Annotated in this window: 18 protein-coding genes, 1 pseudogene and 1 CRISPR repeat array; of the genes and pseudogenes, 7 read left to right on the top strand and 12 right to left on the bottom strand. The window is 47.6% G+C overall.

All coding sequences use genetic code 11. The features are described from left to right. Positions 1 to 70: 70 nt before the first annotated feature. Positions 71 to 397: a CRISPR direct-repeat array (repeat unit 37 nt; unit sequence GTTTCAATCCCTGGTAGGGATTCAGGGGAATTCCAAG). 233 nt (positions 398 to 630) lie between these two features. After that, a pseudogene (locus RIE73_RS13450) lies at positions 631 to 744 on the bottom strand (CRISPR-associated endonuclease Cas2); the annotation flags it as partial. A gap of 38 nt (positions 745 to 782) precedes the next feature. Here RIE73_RS13450 and RIE73_RS13445 point away from each other — a divergent pair. Beyond that, on the top strand, positions 783 to 908 hold the full coding sequence (locus RIE73_RS13445; RefSeq protein WP_446401654.1) for a hypothetical protein: 126 nt from the start codon (positions 783 to 785) through the stop codon (positions 906 to 908). A 232-nt stretch (positions 909 to 1,140) separates the two neighbouring features. Continuing rightward, a complete protein-coding gene (locus RIE73_RS13440; RefSeq protein WP_446401653.1) occupies positions 1,141 to 1,374 on the top strand; it encodes a UPF0175 family protein in 234 nt (77 codons plus the stop codon). On the opposite strand, the gene RIE73_RS13435 is transcribed toward RIE73_RS13440, so the two are convergent. The 5 genes from RIE73_RS13435 to cysS form a co-directional block, all read right to left on the bottom strand. After that, on the bottom strand, positions 1,362 to 1,772 hold the full coding sequence (locus tag RIE73_RS13435; RefSeq protein WP_446401652.1) for a DNA methyltransferase: 411 nt from the start codon (positions 1,770 to 1,772) through the stop codon (positions 1,362 to 1,364). The two genes, RIE73_RS13440 and RIE73_RS13435, sit on opposite strands and share 13 nt — an antisense overlap. A 136-nt stretch (positions 1,773 to 1,908) precedes the next feature. After that, complete coding sequence (locus tag RIE73_RS13430) at positions 1,909 to 2,280, bottom strand: group I truncated hemoglobin (RefSeq protein WP_446401651.1); 372 nt, start codon at positions 2,278 to 2,280, stop codon at positions 1,909 to 1,911. Positions 2,281 to 2,498: 218 nt separating this feature from the next. Beyond that, the gene (locus RIE73_RS13425; protein ID WP_446401650.1) at positions 2,499 to 3,866 is read right to left on the bottom strand and encodes a mechanosensitive ion channel family protein; all 1,368 of its coding nucleotides are present in this window, start codon (positions 3,864 to 3,866) and stop codon (positions 2,499 to 2,501) included. Positions 3,867 to 4,189: 323 nt separating this feature from the next. Then, the gene (locus tag RIE73_RS13420) at positions 4,190 to 5,446 is read right to left on the bottom strand and encodes a PQQ-dependent sugar dehydrogenase (protein ID WP_446401649.1); all 1,257 of its coding nucleotides are present in this window, start codon (positions 5,444 to 5,446) and stop codon (positions 4,190 to 4,192) included. Positions 5,447 to 5,556: 110 nt separating this feature from the next. Then, entirely contained in the window at positions 5,557 to 7,005 is a 1,449-nt protein-coding gene (gene cysS, locus RIE73_RS13415) for a cysteine--tRNA ligase (RefSeq protein ID WP_446401648.1), read from the bottom strand. 151 nt (positions 7,006 to 7,156) lie between these two features. Between cysS and RIE73_RS13410 the strand changes: the two genes are divergently transcribed. The 3 genes from RIE73_RS13410 to vapC all read left to right on the top strand — a co-directional run bounded on the left by RIE73_RS13410 (position 7,157) and on the right by vapC (position 9,296). Further along, complete coding sequence (locus tag RIE73_RS13410; protein ID WP_446401647.1) at positions 7,157 to 8,266, top strand: CobW family GTP-binding protein; 1,110 nt, start codon at positions 7,157 to 7,159, stop codon at positions 8,264 to 8,266. A gap of 371 nt (positions 8,267 to 8,637) precedes the next feature. Next, positions 8,638 to 8,898: a hypothetical protein gene (locus RIE73_RS13405; RefSeq protein ID WP_446401646.1), complete on the top strand. Its 261-nt coding sequence runs from the start codon at positions 8,638 to 8,640 to the stop codon at positions 8,896 to 8,898. Further along, positions 8,898 to 9,296, top strand: a complete 399-nt coding sequence (gene vapC / locus RIE73_RS13400) for a type II toxin-antitoxin system tRNA(fMet)-specific endonuclease VapC (RefSeq protein ID WP_446342656.1) — start codon at positions 8,898 to 8,900, stop codon at positions 9,294 to 9,296. Before RIE73_RS13405 ends, vapC begins: the two co-directional genes overlap by 1 nt. 310 nt (positions 9,297 to 9,606) lie before the next feature. On the opposite strand, the gene RIE73_RS13395 is transcribed toward vapC, so the two are convergent. Together RIE73_RS13395 and RIE73_RS13390 are read right to left on the bottom strand one after the other, a co-directional pair. Next, entirely contained in the window at positions 9,607 to 11,823 is a 2,217-nt protein-coding gene (locus RIE73_RS13395) for a pentapeptide repeat-containing protein (RefSeq protein ID WP_446401645.1), read from the bottom strand. A gap of 37 nt (positions 11,824 to 11,860) precedes the next feature. Continuing rightward, complete coding sequence (locus RIE73_RS13390; RefSeq protein ID WP_446401644.1) at positions 11,861 to 12,148, bottom strand: hypothetical protein; 288 nt, start codon at positions 12,146 to 12,148, stop codon at positions 11,861 to 11,863. Positions 12,149 to 12,350: 202 nt separating this feature from the next. Here RIE73_RS13390 and RIE73_RS13385 point away from each other — a divergent pair, with 202 nt between their 5' ends. Both RIE73_RS13385 and RIE73_RS13380 read left to right on the top strand, forming a co-directional pair. Next, complete coding sequence (locus RIE73_RS13385; RefSeq protein ID WP_446401643.1) at positions 12,351 to 12,491, top strand: hypothetical protein; 141 nt, start codon at positions 12,351 to 12,353, stop codon at positions 12,489 to 12,491. Positions 12,492 to 12,797: 306 nt separating this feature from the next. Beyond that, entirely contained in the window at positions 12,798 to 13,223 is a 426-nt protein-coding gene (locus RIE73_RS13380) for a hypothetical protein (RefSeq protein ID WP_446401642.1), read from the top strand. 177 nt (positions 13,224 to 13,400) lie between these two features. On the opposite strand, the gene RIE73_RS13375 is transcribed toward RIE73_RS13380, so the two are convergent. The 4 genes from RIE73_RS13375 to RIE73_RS13360 all read right to left on the bottom strand — a co-directional run bounded on the left by RIE73_RS13375 (position 13,401) and on the right by RIE73_RS13360 (position 16,512). Next, complete coding sequence (locus tag RIE73_RS13375) at positions 13,401 to 13,781, bottom strand: hypothetical protein (protein ID WP_446401641.1); 381 nt, start codon at positions 13,779 to 13,781, stop codon at positions 13,401 to 13,403. Between the two features lie 87 nt (positions 13,782 to 13,868). After that, positions 13,869 to 14,528: a glycerol-3-phosphate 1-O-acyltransferase PlsY gene (gene plsY, locus RIE73_RS13370; RefSeq protein ID WP_446401640.1), complete on the bottom strand. Its 660-nt coding sequence runs from the start codon at positions 14,526 to 14,528 to the stop codon at positions 13,869 to 13,871. Positions 14,529 to 14,785: 257 nt separating this feature from the next. Beyond that, positions 14,786 to 15,988, bottom strand: a complete 1,203-nt coding sequence (locus RIE73_RS13365; RefSeq protein WP_446401639.1) for a DUF3086 domain-containing protein — start codon at positions 15,986 to 15,988, stop codon at positions 14,786 to 14,788. Between the two features lie 134 nt (positions 15,989 to 16,122). Then, positions 16,123 to 16,512, bottom strand: coding sequence for a DUF3119 family protein (locus RIE73_RS13360; protein WP_446401638.1), 390 nt, complete (start codon positions 16,510 to 16,512; stop codon positions 16,123 to 16,125).

Genomic DNA, 16,512 nt, shown 5'->3' with positions numbered 1-16,512 from the left:
TTACGGTGATGGGTTGAGGGGGAGATGGGGAGACGTAGGGGCTTGGTTACCAAGCCCTTACTAACGTTTTGTTTCAATCCCTGGTAGGGATTCAGGGGAATTCCAAGTTGGGGGCGGCAATGGGCGGGGGCGATGGTGGTAAGGTTTCAATCCCTGGTAGGGATTCAGGGGAATTCCAAGTTATCGGAAAAGTCACAAGCTACCAGATAAGAATGTTTCAATCCCTGGTAGGGATTCAGGGGAATTCCAAGTGGGAGTGTATTAAGTCTTTGGGCTTAGAATCACAGTTTCAATCCCTGGTAGGGATTCAGGGGAATTCCAAGCATTCAGGATCATACCTTCTTACTTAAGCGATTCAATGTTTCAATCCCTGGTAGGGATTCAGGGGAATTCCAAGAGCGGTCATCTGGAAGCCTATTACTATGTAGTTTTCATGGTGCAGTTGCGCGACTGAAAAAAATAATAGCATTTCAGGGATAGGGTTTGGCAAGAGGCAAAAATAAAAATCGCTAAACATCAGTCCCAGTAAGCCTTTCAGGAATTGCGCGGGTGAGACTTGGGCAGAGTCACCATCAACCGCTTATCTAGAGAGCAATTCAGCCATTTTTCCGAACCCCCTAAAAAAAACACCTACCCATCCGCGCTATCAGCCCCAAATCTCGTGTCATCCCAAAGGGGTTCACCGCCGATGCGCTCAACCTTTCCTTGACAACAGCCACAGGGGAAATAAAAGGCAATGCTATCCTAATTTGAATGTCACGCTCCTCGTATTCTGGTGGGCAATGCCCACCCTACGGCATATCCAAGGTTTTAGCGATCGCGCGATGCCAATTTTCACCGCCATTGATCCTAATCTAGCTTACTTACCGGATGCAGACCCCAGACGCGATCACCACCTGGCATACTAAGGATCAGTCAAACTGCACTCCAACACACTCTACTGCATCTACTGCCCTATCCCACCACTTGACAAGAAACCGTAGGGGCGCATGGCGTGCGCCCATAAAATCGACAACTCCAATCCATCAGTTTAGTTATGTCATATCATGTCCGGTTTTCTCACCCATGATCAACAAGACAGGACAAAAACACCCGCTGACTCGGAAACGTACAATAGGAAGAGTCGTGAGGAATTGAGCTATGAGCGTTGTCATCCCTGACGAAATTTTAACCATAACTCGCATGACTGAGGCTGAAATGCGTCAAGAGATTGCTGTCATGCTCTTTGAGCGGGAAAAGCTCACTCTTGCTCAAGCCAGCCGATTTGCAGGGATGCACCGTGTCGCCTTTCAGCATCTACTGGCTAGCCGCCAAATCCCGGTTCATTACGGGATTGAGGATCTCGAACAAGACATTCAAGACTATTTCGGCTGACGCAGTTCAACCACCGATTCGTATAATCGACAAGCCTTATCCGCTTTAGCAACCCGCACCTTTGATTGAATATCTTCTGGATCAAGTTTATATGCATTGACTTTAACTCGACAAGCCAAAGCCGCGTAGGGATTAATCTCAAAACCAACACCATCATGTCCGATTAACGCTGATTCAACCAGGGTTGTACCCACACCCGCAAAGGGATCAAGAACCGTTCCCGGTTGAGGAAGCTTAGTTTCTACCACGCCGCGCACAAACGAACTGGAAAAGCCAGCAATCCAAGGTATCCACCGATGTACGGGTAAAAGCTTATTGCTGGCAAAACTCGGATCACTGAACACCGATTTATCTTTGGCGTTCGATGTTTGAGTCTCTGGAAAAAGTGACAGTTGCATTCGATTGATCAGCTTGGCTAATTTTGAGGTTGTGCTGTTAGTGTAAAGCCAATCAATTTACGGTGCAACTTGCATGTTTTGAGATATTACAAATTATCTCGGTCAACCCTTGGAATTCAGTGACATTCAATTACGATTACTTGTACAAAACCGACTCCTTCAATGTCGAGATGCGCTCAAGTACGCTGTTGATTTCTTCTTGTGTGAGTCCATATTCAGCCAGTGATTCACCCAAGTGATTGGCAATTGCTTCAAAGTGTTCCGGTTGTAAGTCTAATCCAGCGTGGGCTTTTTCCATTGAGCGTCCGCTATATTGATTAGAACCTCCCAACGCATGGGAAACAAAAGCGGTTTGATGACGCCGTTGCTTTTCCATATCAGTGTTAGCAAAAAAGTGATTAACGGTATCGTCTGCTAAGACACGCTTGTAAAAATCATCCACAATTTGGGCAACAACTGGCTGTCCGCCGATCTTCTCGTATAAGGTTAGGGTTGGTGGTGTATGCATATCTGTTTCTAAAATTTGGCAATTTACACTTAGTATTTTATCTCGGTGTTGAATGAGTTTACGTCTCTCTAGGGTACAGCGATCGCGGAGTAACGTATCTGCCGTAAGTTGGATTAAAACCTTTAAATTTTATAGGCTTTTGTTTTATTTTAAGACAATAAAAAATTACCATTATGGACTGAAATCTATATCCAGTCAGCTTTAGCTAACTTGAGTTCTTAGCTTTGGGTTTTAACCCCAGGCGGTTGGTGAGACTGAGAATTACCCGTTGTATCCGTTGGTAGAGGAGAATTGCGGAACATTAAAGTATAGATATCCGTGGGCATTTCGATATTTGCCTGTTGCAGTGCTTCTTTTATACGTTGACAAACTTGAGATGTCATCGTCAAAAACCCTAATCGTCGCGAATCCACCCAAAACCGCACTTCCAGATTCACCGTACTCGCCGCTAATTCTATTACCAAAATTTCCGGAGGCGGTTCTTTTTCTAATCCTGGAAGTGAGGCAAGATTATTTTGAATCACTTGTTTGGCATGGGTAACATCAGCATCGTAGTCAATCCCAACCATAACTGAACTACGGCGACGCGGCGAAGCGGTATTATTAATAATACTGGCAGAGAATACTTCCTGATTCGGGATATAAACTAATCGCCCATCATAGGTTCTCATCGTGGTTGCCCGGAGGTCAATCTGCGTAATCGTACCTTCATAATCACTAATCACCACCTGATCATTAATACCAAAAGGTCGAGCCGCGAGTAAAATAACCCCAGAGATATAATTACTCAAAACATCTTTGAGACTGAAACCAATCGCCACACTGGTGAGTCCCAACGCCCCTAATAATGCGCCAAAATTCAGTCCTAAAACGCCTAAAGCAACAACTGAACCCAGTACCCAGACGCCACCATAACCCAAACGTCCAATCAGAATTTCCGTACTGCGATCGCCTTCTGTCTGTTGCGCCCAACTAAAGCCAATAAACTGCACTGTTTTCGCTATTCCCCAGGTAATCCCAACCACAACCAGCGCCCCTAATAAAGAGGGAAGATTTGTTACCGTATCCCGTAAAAGTTGCCGTACTGTTCCATAGAGGCGCTGTCCCACATCAATCGCCAAAGGCGGTTTTTTAATGGCTTGATTTAGTTGTTCTGCCCATCTCTCGGCTAAGGCTTCCACTGACAAACCAAAGTCTTGGGCATCTTGTTGAGTAACCGTCATTAATACTCGATTATTCAATCGCAAGGTTGCCACTTGGCGAGGGTCATCCGGTTTAACAGTTACCTGTCCTAAAGTTTCTGATTGTGCCAAAAGACTGTTAACCCGCCGATTAATAATTTTTGCCCGTTCTCTTGCGCCCAAATCTACAAGGCTACCCACTTGGAATACAGGTCTACCTCTAACCAAAATATCGGCAAAATAGACTTCACTATCGGGATTACTTCTCAGGGAGGAATTCGCATCAGCGGGAATAGGAACCATCTCGTCTTGGGCGACACTCCGGTGAGGACTAGCCAGGAAAAGAAATCCAGTAGCAAAGACAACAAAGGTGAATCGACGTGAACCGTTATGCAGGATTTTCATAGGAAGGTTCGTTTTCAGCGTTTTGAACAGATTTAGCCAAAACAGATTAAATTACCCCTCCCTCGTTTGACTTCTAGCTAGAGATAGGTAATACCAAATCCGGGGAACGCTACCCCCGTTATACTAAATCCGGGTTAACTACCCCCTTTATGGGTGTTCAATGGGGTGTGGGGTGTGGGGTGTGGGGTGTGGAGAATAGCCGCCAAAGGATAAAGGGGGTGACAAAGGCGGATTGGGTATTATAACCCAGTCCGCGCAGGCGGACTTTGTTTGTGTAGCAGCGATTTCAATCGCCTCCTCAAAGCTGTTCAACATGGCTGTGTCTAAGGATTGCCACTGGTAATGCGAAGAATTTTATCCTTGTCAGGGGGGCAGTTCCCGCGTCCATCGCAGTTGCTCGTGGTAACATAAAGCTCACCATCGGGTCCCATAATCACTTCCCTAAGCCGACCCAACTCATTTTGAAAATACACCTCATGACTCTGAACCTGATAGGGAGACTGTGGCTCAAAGGTAACGCGATGCAAGTGAGACGCACCCAAGACACCCATTAACAGACTACCTCGCCACTCTGGAATCGCGTCCCCCGTATAAATGGCGGCTCCACCTGGAGGTACGGCTTCATCCCAACTCAGAGAAGGAGGTATCATCCCTGGTTGATCTTGACAACCGTAGATGGGGGGCCAGCCAAGGTTAGCACCTGCACTGGCGACGTTGACTTCATCATGTCCGGTTCTACCCAGTTCGCCACTCGGTCCATGATCAGTGATGGCTAGGGTTGATGGGTTCAACCAGTCAAAACCCTGAGTATTACGAACGCCGATAATATAGGCAGGATTGTCAGGAAAGGGATTATCCTCTGGAACCTGTCCCTCTGGCGTCACGCGCAAAATTTTTCCCGCCAGACTGCTGACATCTTGGGAATTTTGCGGATTTCTGGCATCGCCAGTGCCGATATAGAGCATTCCATCGGGTCCGAAGCGCAAACGCCCACCATTATGGAAGCGGGCGACGGGAATATTATCAACAATGATTTTATCGGCTGAGGCACTCGTGCCATCGGGTGATAGCTGCCATCGCTCAACCAGATTGACCGATGATCCGTTGCGGTCTGCGGTGTAGTAAATGTAAAATAGCCGATTATTGGCAAACTCAGGATGAGGCGCGATACCCAGTAATCCCCCTTCTCCCCTAGCCGTTACGGGAACAATGGCAACAGGTTCACTCTGGAGTTGCCCATTCCGCACCAGTCGAATCCGTCCAGGACGTTCAGTCACCAGCATATCTGTGTCGGATATAAAGAGAATGCCCCAAGGGACTTCCAAACCGGAAACAACTTCTTCAGCTTGCACCGCCACCTGTCCTTGGGAACCATAGCCCTCTTCAACCAGGATACAGTCACGGTTAGGAGACGCCGCCGCTTGAGTTGAGGGTCTAGTGGTATTATTGGGTGCTGGTGATGTTGGGGTGTCTGCTGTGTTTGTGCGATCGCCTTCCAGGGTTGAGGTGGTGCAGGCAGTCAGTGCCATCAAGCACAAAGCCATCCATAACGTACCTGTGAGGGTTTTCTTGTCCTTCATCGTTTTAGCCAAAGCCTATTCTACTCACCTGCCTCACTTAGGTTGATTGTTTCAAAAGCATTGAGCCAATCCGTCCCTCCTAGGGAAGATTAGCCATACAGATCCCGCATTCAATTGCGATGCCAACGAGTGACACCACCGGGTTGATCAATCAGCGTAATCCCTTGGGCTTTGAGTTCATCCCGAATGCGATCGCTCATTTCAAAATCCTTCCGTTTCCGCGCCTCGGTACGTTGTTGAATCAGCGCTTCAATCTCTGCATCACTTAATCCACTCGTCGATTCCTGACGAATTTCCTCCCCTTGCGCCTCAAGTCCAAACACCTGCGCCAATTCCACCAATGTCTGCCATTGTGCTTCTAATTCCTGGGGCGATGTCCGGGTTTTGCCTTCATGTACTAAAATATTCCCCTCGCGCCCCAACTCTTTTGCCAGTTCAAATAATACAGCTAACCCCTCTGCGAAATTGAAATCATCATCAACAGCAGCTTGGAAGCGTTCTACCGCCGCAGTTTGCCGTTTATCTGAGTCTTGCCACCCCAGTTGTTCACCATACTGAACGCCAAACAGCAATCCCTCTTTCAACGTATGCCAACCATTCGTCGCCGCCGCCAACGCCTCATCGGTAAAATCTAAGGGCTTGCGATACTGTGCCTGGAGGACAAACAACCGTACCGCCATCGGATCAGTGGGGCGATCGAGTAAATCCCGAATGGTGATAAAATTCCCCAGGGATTTCGACATCTTCTCCCCATTCACAATCACCATCCCCGTATGTAACCAGTAACGCGCCAAGGGTTGACCCGTCACCGCTTCTGATTGGGCAATTTCATTCTCGTGGTGGGGAAACACCAAATCCGATCCCCCGGCATGAATATCCACCGTGTCCCCCAAATTGTCCCGAATCATCGCAGAACACTCAATATGCCAGCCAGGGCGTCCCGCCCCCCAAGGCGATTCCCAGGCAGGTTCTCCGGGCTTAGAACCCTTCCACAGGGCAAAATCAAAAGCGTCCTTTTTCTTCGCCGCCTCTGCATCCGCTACCTCGACTCGTCCACTCGCCCCCGCTTGTAAATCCTCTAACTTGCGTCCCGACAGCTTGCCATACTCACCAAAACGACGCACAGCATAGTAAACATCTCCAGCGGCGGGGTAGGCGTAATTTTTCTGTTCTAGGTCATAAATTAGCCGCTTAATCCCATCCAGGCAATGCGTCGCCCGAGGATAGGCATCCGCATCGTTCACATTCAGCCGCGCCATATCCTCAAAATACGCCTGAATGAAGCGTTCCGAGACAGCCTCCATCGAGGTTCCCTCTTGTCGCGCCCGATTCAGGATTTTATCGTCAATATCGGTAAAATTCTGTACGTAGTTCACATCATAGCCACGCCATTGTAGATAACGACGGGCAGTATCCCAGATGATGCAGGTTCTAGCATGACCCAAATGGCAATAGTCATAAGCGGTGATGCCGCAGCAATACATCCGCACCTTACCCGTCTCTATCGGGGAAAACGGTTCTTTGCGACGAGTCAGTGTATTGTACAGGGTTAGGGTCATGGCAAAAGAACAGTAAACTCAGTTGTGAGCAGATACGCAATAATGGGAAAGGATTGGCATATCCAGCGTACAGCTTGATGCTTTATTCAACCACATCTGTACGCTATCTTCCTATATTCTGACGTTTAAAGACAGTTCAACATAGCGCCTTATGCAATCAGTCACCACTCAGTCTGCATCCGACCCAACCATGGACGCGGCGAAACATGGCTTACCCGTCACGATTATTACCGGATTTCTCGGCAGTGGCAAAACGACGCTGCTTAATCATATCTTGAGCAACCAAGAAGGTGTCAAGACTGCCGTTTTAGTGAATGAGTTTGGCGAAATCGGCATTGATAATGAACTCATTGTCACCACCGGGGATGACATGGTGGAACTGAGTAATGGTTGTATTTGCTGCACCATTAATGAAGATTTGGTCAATGCCGTTTACAAGGTACTGGAACGGGACGACAAGGTGGATTACTTGGTGGTGGAAACCACAGGATTAGCTGATCCCCTACCCGTCGCCCTCACGTTTCTGGGAACCGAACTGCGAGACATGACTCGCCTCGATTCCATTGTTACCGTGGTAGACTGTGAGAATTTCAGTTTGGATCTATTCAATAGCGAAGCGGCATATAGCCAAATTGCTTACGGCGATATCATTCTGCTGAATAAAATCGACTTAGTTGATGAAGGTGATGTAGACGCCTTGGAGGTGAGAATTCGCGAAATTAAAGAGGGGGCGAGGATTATTCGCACCACTCAATCCCAAGTGCCATTACCATTGATTTTAAGTGTAGGATTGTTTGAGTCGGATCGGTATTTTGATGAATCATCGGATCATGACCATGAGCATCACCATGATCATGAGCATCACCATGACCACGATCACGAACATCACGATCATCACGATCATCACCACCACCACGATCATGATCACTCCCACCACTTAGAAAATGATGGATTTACCTCGATTTCCTTCCAGAGTGATAAACCCTTCAATATCCGGAAGTTTCAATATTTCTTAGACAATCAACTGACAACGAATATTTTCCGGGCTAAGGGAATTCTCTGGTTTGATGAGAGTCCAAATCGCCACATTTTTCATCTCAGTGGTAAGCGGTTTAATATCGAAGATGATCAGTGGAAAGGGGACAAGAAAAATCAATTGGTGCTAATCGGTCAAGATTTAGACCATGATAAGTTGTACAAGCAACTTGAGAATTGTCTCTGTTTACCCTCGGTAAATCGGGGTAAAGGATTTGGGGCTTGACTACTGCTCAGTTAAGAGAATCTGGGGGGACTCACAAGGGTAGGTTTTTTCAGCTTTGGGTGAAGGTGAGACAAGGAAGGAAAGTAGATCGGTAGACAAGGAAGTTTTCTACGAAAAACAGGGCTTTTTAGCCTTTTCTAGAATTCTATCCAGAACCGGATTTTGTACGGTTTTCATCCCTTGTCTTGCCCGAATCCCACGGTGAAAGTTCGCGCAAAGGAAAGGCTAAATTCTTCCAAATCGAAAACGGAAACGGATTGGGCTTTTGGAAAATCAATTGTAGATACTCAAGAAGAGTGGGAGTGATTGATACACGATTTGATGGAGTAAACACAGATTGTATAGTTGGGTTGACGATGGAAAGCATAAAGTTGAAATCCCATGTTGGGGATGATGGAGTATTACACATTCAAGTCCCAGTTGGATTAAAAAATGAAGATTTAGAAGTGATGGTCATTTTCCAGCGCTTGAAGTCTGGCGATCGCAATTCAGTACCATTAGAGTCAAAGGGTTGGCAACCCAGATTTTTTGAAGAAGTTATTGGCAGTTGGGAGGGTGAACCGCTAAAACGTCCCGAACAACTTCCTTACGAAATCCGCGAGGAACTGACATTTGATGAGGATGCATCGTAATGTATCTGCTGGATAGCAATGTTTGCATTCGCCTACTCAATGAAAGCGCAAGTTCTAACATGGCTCGAAAATTGGCAGAACTAACTCCAGATGATATTCGGCTGTGTTCAGTTGTGAAATCAGAACTCTATTACGGGGCATATAAAAGTACAAGGCGTGATCGCAACTTAGCCAATTTAAACCGCTTCTTCAGCCAGTTTATCAGTCTCCCGTTTGATGACAACGCTGCTGCCATTGCTGGACAGGTTCGCGCTCAATTAGATGTAGCCGGAACGCCCATTGGTTCCAATGACCTGCTGATTGCGGCTATCGCCCTCTCCAATGACCTCACTCTTGTGACTCACAACACCCGTGAATTTGGTCGAATAAATGGTTTAAAGTACGAAGATTGGGAATAGGGTTCTGAACTGTTGAGAGTAAGATAACACCAATCCCATCACGCGCGATCGCAAACGCCTGCAACTCCTTTTCCTCTTCCTTCATCGGTTATCCAACTTTATATCTGACCTAGAGCGATTAAACATTAGTTCAATGAGTTTTTGCTGAGAACAGACTTGATCTAAACTAAACAACCCGATCAAACAGGCTTATCGTTTTGCTTAAGTGCTTATGGCGCTCAATCACTAACCACAAATGCTTCATTCAGCACAATTAGTGCTAACTTAGTTGCCTAAATGCTGTCAACTCAGGAGAAATTAACCCTGCTTTTTAGGGACATTTTGGATGCCGTCCCCCATGATTACAGATATATTGCAACTGATTGGTATCTAAATTTTTCGCCCGGGCAAAATTCACCCCCTGGACTCGCGCTCCCGACGTGGCGGCTGGAGGTCGGGTGATAAACTGATCTGACTGAACAGGCAAGGCTGTGGCAAACATAGCGCCTAGGAAATCCGTTCCGGTTACATTCGCCCCGCGTAAATCCACTGCACTCAAATTGGCATTCTGTAGCTTGGCATTTTGTAATTGAGCCTGACTCAAATTCGCCTTAACTAATTTCGTCGAACTCAAATCCGCATCCTGTAACTTTGCCTGAGTGAAATTGGCTCCCGATAAATCCGCCCCTTGCCAATTGGATTGGGTCAAATCCGCAAAGCTGAAATCTCCGCCAACGGCACTCACTTGACTAAGACTTCCCCCATGTAAATTCACCAGAGATGCCTTTACCTCGCCTAAATTCGCCCCGGTCAAGCTAGCATTTTCTAATACAGCTCGGCTTAAATCAGCCCCAATCAGTTGAGCGCTGCTGAAGTTCGCGCCAATGAGATAGCTATCAGCTAAATTTGCCCGATCAAGAATTGCCCGAATCAAGTTTGTGCGAGCCATTAAAACATTGTTTAAATTTGCCCCGGTTAAATCGGCTTCCTTGAGTTCAGCCCCACTTAAATCCGCTATCCAATCATCAAATGTACCCCAGCGTTGATCCGCACCCGCCCCATAAAAACGGCTGTTTTGGAAACTGCCCCCGGTTAAGATGGCGGAACGGAAATTAAGTCCGGCGAGGTCGAGGTTATCTAAAACTAAGGTAAATTGAACTGAACGGGTGTCCATTTGACTCAAGTCAGTGCGACTCAAATCCGCGTCGTGCAGTTGACTGCTGTAAATGGTGAGAATTTTGGCGATCGCGCGATTGGTTGCCCGTTGTCGCAATGCCACCAACTGCTGTTCTCCTGGCGTTCCTCGACGGGCTAATGTGTCTCGGTCATTTTGTAGCGCCTGATTCAACCGTTGCAGGGGAGGTAGGGCTTCAGCGCCTTTACTCACCAACGCTTGCTGTAAGGTATCAATCAGAGTCGGCGTGTTTTCCTGTCCCAATAAATCCACCAGAAACGGCACAGCACGGGGATCATCCAGCCTTGCCAGCGCCAAAATTGCTGCCTGTCGTTCTTCTAGGGCGGTGGCGGAGGTAGAACTCAACTGCTTGACCAGTGCCAGAAAGACTTCGTTATTCTGTTGATTAACTTCTCGCCAATTTGCCTGACGTTGAATATATACCTGAGTCCCGACAAACGTTCCCAAAACCGATGCCATTCCCGCAAACGAGAGAATTAGCAAAGTTGCGCCAGGATGACGGCGCATCCACCCCCACAGATGAGGGACTTGTCGAGATGAGGATTGGGAGGTGAGGACGATGGTGGTGACGGAGGGATGATGAGACTGATTATTGGTGGATGTTTCGCTCTGTTGACGCCAGCCGTTGTCAAATTCTAGGGTAACGGAGTGATCCCGATCGGTCTGCCAGCCGTTGAATGAGCCGGATACAAACTTCTGAGACGCATTCACCACATAAGTCCCTGCCATGCGATCGTGGAAGGCACGGCGTCGGGAGTGAATCCAGCCACTGCCATGTTCGATGAGTAGCATGACTCCCGCCAATCCTAATAAGATGCCAAAGTCGGGAAATGCGCCCGTATACCGCCACAGCAAATAGGCTGTACCCAGGGGGAGTCCCCAGCGCCCGACTGCCTCACGCCAAACTGCCCGAATTAATCCCGGTGGTGTTCCCATTGGTGTCACCACCCGCAGCTTTAACCACTGTTTGGGCGTGGTTTGCCCCGTTTTCCCCAATTGATAAAGTTGCCAACTGACTACCACGACAGGCATAACAATTGCCCCACACCAGAACAAATTCGTCAGGGGGGCAACCTGGCGATTTAATCGCGCTCGTGGATATGCCAGGGTTTTCGCGATCGCCTCTTCCGTTGCTGCGACGACAGGGTTGATCGGAACGGGTTCAGCGGGGGAATGGTCTTTGGCATATTCGCCGATACTGTACGGAATAACCGCACTTGCCGTCACTAACGACACTTCCAGAACCACGGCTGCCAACCGCCGGGTCATTATCGGTAATGTCCGGTTTAGTCGCAGTGAAAATGATCGACTAACCGCTTGATTATGGACTTGTTTTATGGTAGGGCTAGTCATGTTCAATTCTCACGCGACGCGGATAAAGGGTGGGCAACTATTGGGGAGACTTAGGGGTAATGAAAAATTTATACACTACATAGAGGATTATTCCCAATAGGGCGAGGCTAATTAACGAGGTAATCAGTTGGAAAACAGTCTTCAAGAGGGATAGACCCAAGCTGCCGCCGACAATCACCACAATAGCTTTACCAACGGTAGGCAGGCTGTTAAACCAAGCACTGATTTGATTGAACCGTTTCTTCACCGGATAGGTGTTATAGAAGGGCGGTTGAAAGGGATTGCCCACGGGCGTAGATTGGTCGTCGTCTCGATTCGGTTCCATCTGCCAAGAGAATTAGGGTGTAGAAATCAGGTTATATGTTTTGATTTTATCGGTTTGAGCAAGGTTTCGGGCAATTCTTAGGGGTTATAGCGCTACGCGCTAGGCTTTCTTGCAATAGGCAACACCTCGGCTTCGCTCGGTGTGTCATGGGCAATAGTGAAGAAAAACGCTTACCTGACAAGGGACTTGAGGGTACTACTGGGTGTCGGGTTTCGGGTTTCGGGTGTCGGGTGTCGGGTGTCGGGTGTCGGGTGTCGGGTGTCGGGTGTGGGAAGCTGGGGGAGCTGGGGGAGCTGGGGAAGCTGGGGGAGCAGAGGGAGATAGGGGAGATAGGGAAGGTTAACTCAAAACTCTACCTTACCTATTGCCCATTGCCCATTGCCTATTGCCCATTCCCGATTGCTCATTGCTCATTGCCCATTGCCCATTGCCCATTGCCTATTGCCCATTCCCGATTGCCCATTGCCCATTGCTTATTCCCTATTCCCTATTCCCTATTCCCTATTCCCTGTTCCCTGTTCCCTGTTCCCTATTCCCTGACAAATGACGAGTGACAAATAACAAACAGGAACAGAGTCAGTTTCGGCGGGTCTATTAATGTACGACGATGAGTTGCAGAAAGACTCAAACATATAGTGGAGCTAAAAGAATGAAACGACTGAAACAGTGGATGATTGTGCCAACCACCTTAGCGATGCTGCTAGCGAACGCAGGTTTGCTCCATAGTCAGACGGTACAACGGTTAGCGCCAGGATTTAATGCCCTGGAACTCCAAGGCACTTCCGCTCAAGGGAACAATTGCCAAGTGGGTAATATACAACCGCAGTATACAATCACATTGGAACAAGACTTCGGTTCGTTGAACTTCAGCCTCCAAAGCGCTGGTCAATCGGCTTTGATCATTGAACCATTGAATTCAACAGGCGAACCCGTGGCAAGTGGTAGACAATGTGTGTTAGCCGCTGCGCCAGGGCAAACCGTTGAAGCACCCGGATATTGGGAAGAAGGCACTTACAACATCTATATCGTCGATCGCGCTGGAGGGCAACGTTATACCCTCTCCATTAGTCAGTAGGTGGGACAAATGAAAGTTAACGGCTCTGAATCATACTCGCTTCCCGAAAAGAAGCAAGCTCCGTCTTATGTTAGGGTTTGAGGGGCTTTACAGAAATTAATATCGTTGAGTGTATTTCCACTAACCTACTGAGTCGCCATGGCTTGAACCCGCTAAGCCTTATATCTGACAATGGACTTAATCCTCAAGCTGCTTCGCTGAAACCTCTACAGCGTCTACATCAATCGTACCCGGCGGCGTCAAGCGGTTAAACTGACCCTGTTCGACTTTCAACAATTCGCCACAGTTGGGACAGCGGCATTCGGTACGATTAAACCCAGTAAACTCGTAGGCACAGACGGGACATTTATCCTCAACCAAGTTACGCTGCAACCACCAGCGAAAGCCAATCCAGCCAATGACTGGTGCGAGGATGACTAACCCAATCAGAATTAAAAATCCGTTGACCAGCCAGCCCAAGCCAACTGTTCCCAATAAGAGAAAGGTGGCTAATAGGGTGAGCCAACAGCCCACGCCTGATAGGTTAAACTGAGCAAGTTTAGGATCGTACTGGTTCACGGTAGTTGTTGGAAACTGACTATCTCCATCCTAGTTCACATCCGGTCTAACCTGAGAGAGGAAAAGCTACACCCTACCAACAACGGTTTAACTGCTGATCATTTCCGCTGATGCAGGTTTTCCTAAGCGAGGTTCAGTTCCAGCGAATAGGCGCTGAATATTGGCTCGATGGCGTAAGATCACGTATAGTCCCGCCACAATCCCAAAGATCTGGTAGGGTAACGGTTGGGCTAAGACAATCATCAGCACAGCTACTGCGATCGCCGCTGCCATCGAACCCAGAGAAACAATCCGCGAGATACTGACAACCCCAATAAAGATTACCAATACACTCAACGCCACCAACCAAGACATAGCGAATAAGACGCCTAACCCTGTAGCGGCTGATTTTCCTCCCGTAAAGTTAATCCAAATTGATTTACTGTGACCCAACATAGCCACCAACGCGACAGCAGCCACCAACCAAGGTTTCCAGGTATCCAGTATCACCGATGATCCCGTTAGGGCAAAGAAGCCATGCACCAACGCAACAGCGCCAACTCCTTTCGCCGCGTCAATCAGTAAAACCACTAACGCTGGACCTTTTCCCAGGTTTCTCAACACATTGGTCGCTCCCGTTGATCCTGATCCGATTTCCCGGATATCAATTCCTTTAACCAGACGTCCTGCCAAATATCCAGTTGGAATTGAGCCAAGTAAGTAAGCACTGATCAGCAGTAGCCCAATCCAACTCAACTCACGCATCATTGTTTTAAACCCTCCACAATTAAAAAGCTAGGGGAGATAATTAGACTTTATGGGAACATCTCCCCTAGCCGATTTTATATGGGAGCGTGTGACACAGGTAAGGGCATGGCAGGAAAATCGTAACATTCATTACCTATATCTCCCCAGCTTCCCCTGTTCCCTGTTCCCTGTTCCCTGTTCCCTGTTCCCTGTTCCCTGTTCCCTGTTCCCTATTCCCCCATCCCAACCCTCAACTTTAATGTTGTCCGACTATGTTATTAGTAATTACTCAGTTGCTGAGGATCGGGAGCAAAGGCTAACCAGAGAGGAAATTGCAGAATTGAAAGACTAATCTGGTCTTCTGTTTCATCCACAATAATTAAAGGAAGTTGCTTCTGGGTCATTAAGCGATCGGCTTTTTGCACCAAGGCTGATGTTTCCTCAAACAAGACTACCCCCCGTTCTGGACCAAAATCACTGCGGGAAATGCCCAGACAATCCTGCAATCCTCTGCGCCACTCTCCTAGCCGTTCAGGGGTATTGGCAAGAACCAAAGTTCGTAGTCTATCACCGTAAAGCGTCCGCAGCACAGACATCACGGCAGAGGCGACCAAAATATTTTGTAAGCGGCTACCGATAGTGCGAATCGCCCCACGCCCCCCTTGACTAAAAAACCAATTGGACACTCGCTCGGCATGAATTGGCTCAAAGGTGCGACGCAATTGCCAAGGCGGACCATAATAATCTGGCATTTTGCGGTATTGGTCAATGATGTCCCGAATTTGCCGGATCTGATCTTGAAACGCCTGTTCTGCAAATTTGGGTGTAGGCGAAGAGGCGGGTAGCTGAGATTCATCCATCCTCGGTGGGGGTGATTCTGCCATCGGTTCGGCTAATTCTAACTGTTCGGCTGCCACAACTAAGTCTTGTAAACTGCCCACCAAATAGTCTTTAAAACCCTGCACCCGAATTGCCAATTCTTGAGACACCCCAGCAAATGTGGTTCGCATTTCCGTGCGAATGCGTTCTCGGCGACGTTCCAGTTGCTCGACAGAAATTAAAAGGGCTTGCTTGCGCTGCTCTAATTCACTTAACCCCTCTTGGAGCATTTGTTGGATAGTCGTTTGGGTTTTGCTCAATTGGTCAGATAAAATCTGATTTTGGCTGGCTTGTAGCTGGGCAATTTTTTGCCTCAACTGTTGTTCTTGCACCTCAAGGTCAGCGATCGTTTGAGTTAAATTCGCGACGGTTTCCTGTTGGTTTCTTGATGGTGTCATCTGACTATCATCTGGCGCAGGTAAGTCTAAAGTCTTTGACCTGTCAGCTAGAGGTTGTGTCACGTCAGATTCATCCGATGAATCAGTTGACGGCTCAGAGCTTTCTGTTTCTGGTTTTGGCTCTAGAGAATTTTCATCAAATTCCTCAAGGATTGGTTGTTGTTCTGGATTGGATTCCTGGGTTTGTGGTTCGTCTGAATTCATCGAATAATTAATATCTAATAAGGATTGACACTCCCGACCCTTAAACGGTGGGATTATTCTCTCAATGAGTTACCCGGTAAGAGATCCTTCGATACAAGGTGTTCTCCAGCCTAAGGGTTAATTTTAAACTCGACTCAAATCTGGGGACAGCGCTCCTCTAAGCAACGTTTAAGCTGCTTGGGATCGAATAAAATTGGCAAGAAGTGGATGCTATTAACTTCCTTAAAATAGAAAAGGATTGGAAACGATGACCAGTAAATTCGCCAATTTGACCAGTCTTTGTAAGGAAAACGGCGAATTAGAGTCTGGGAACGATAGACATCCAATGCCGTTTGAGTAAATTGCAGACGGATGGTTACCGCTTGAATCATTAAAAATAACCCGAAAAGAGCAATGAGTAAACCGACCCAAATTTGGAACAGCACAATCGGTATACTCGCCAGAACCAATACCAAAGGAATCGCGTAGCTAGGGGCAAGTTCGATGGTTTGGGTTGATGAAGATGAAGAAGTAGCAGAGGTCAC

This window comes from Coleofasciculus sp. C1-SOL-03 (genome assembly GCF_040220555.1).
Classification (GTDB): Bacteria; Cyanobacteriota; Cyanobacteriia; order Cyanobacteriales; family Coleofasciculaceae; genus Coleofasciculus.
The sequence above is the reverse complement of the archived record's forward strand: the minus strand, read 5'-3'. Positions and strand labels throughout refer to the sequence as shown.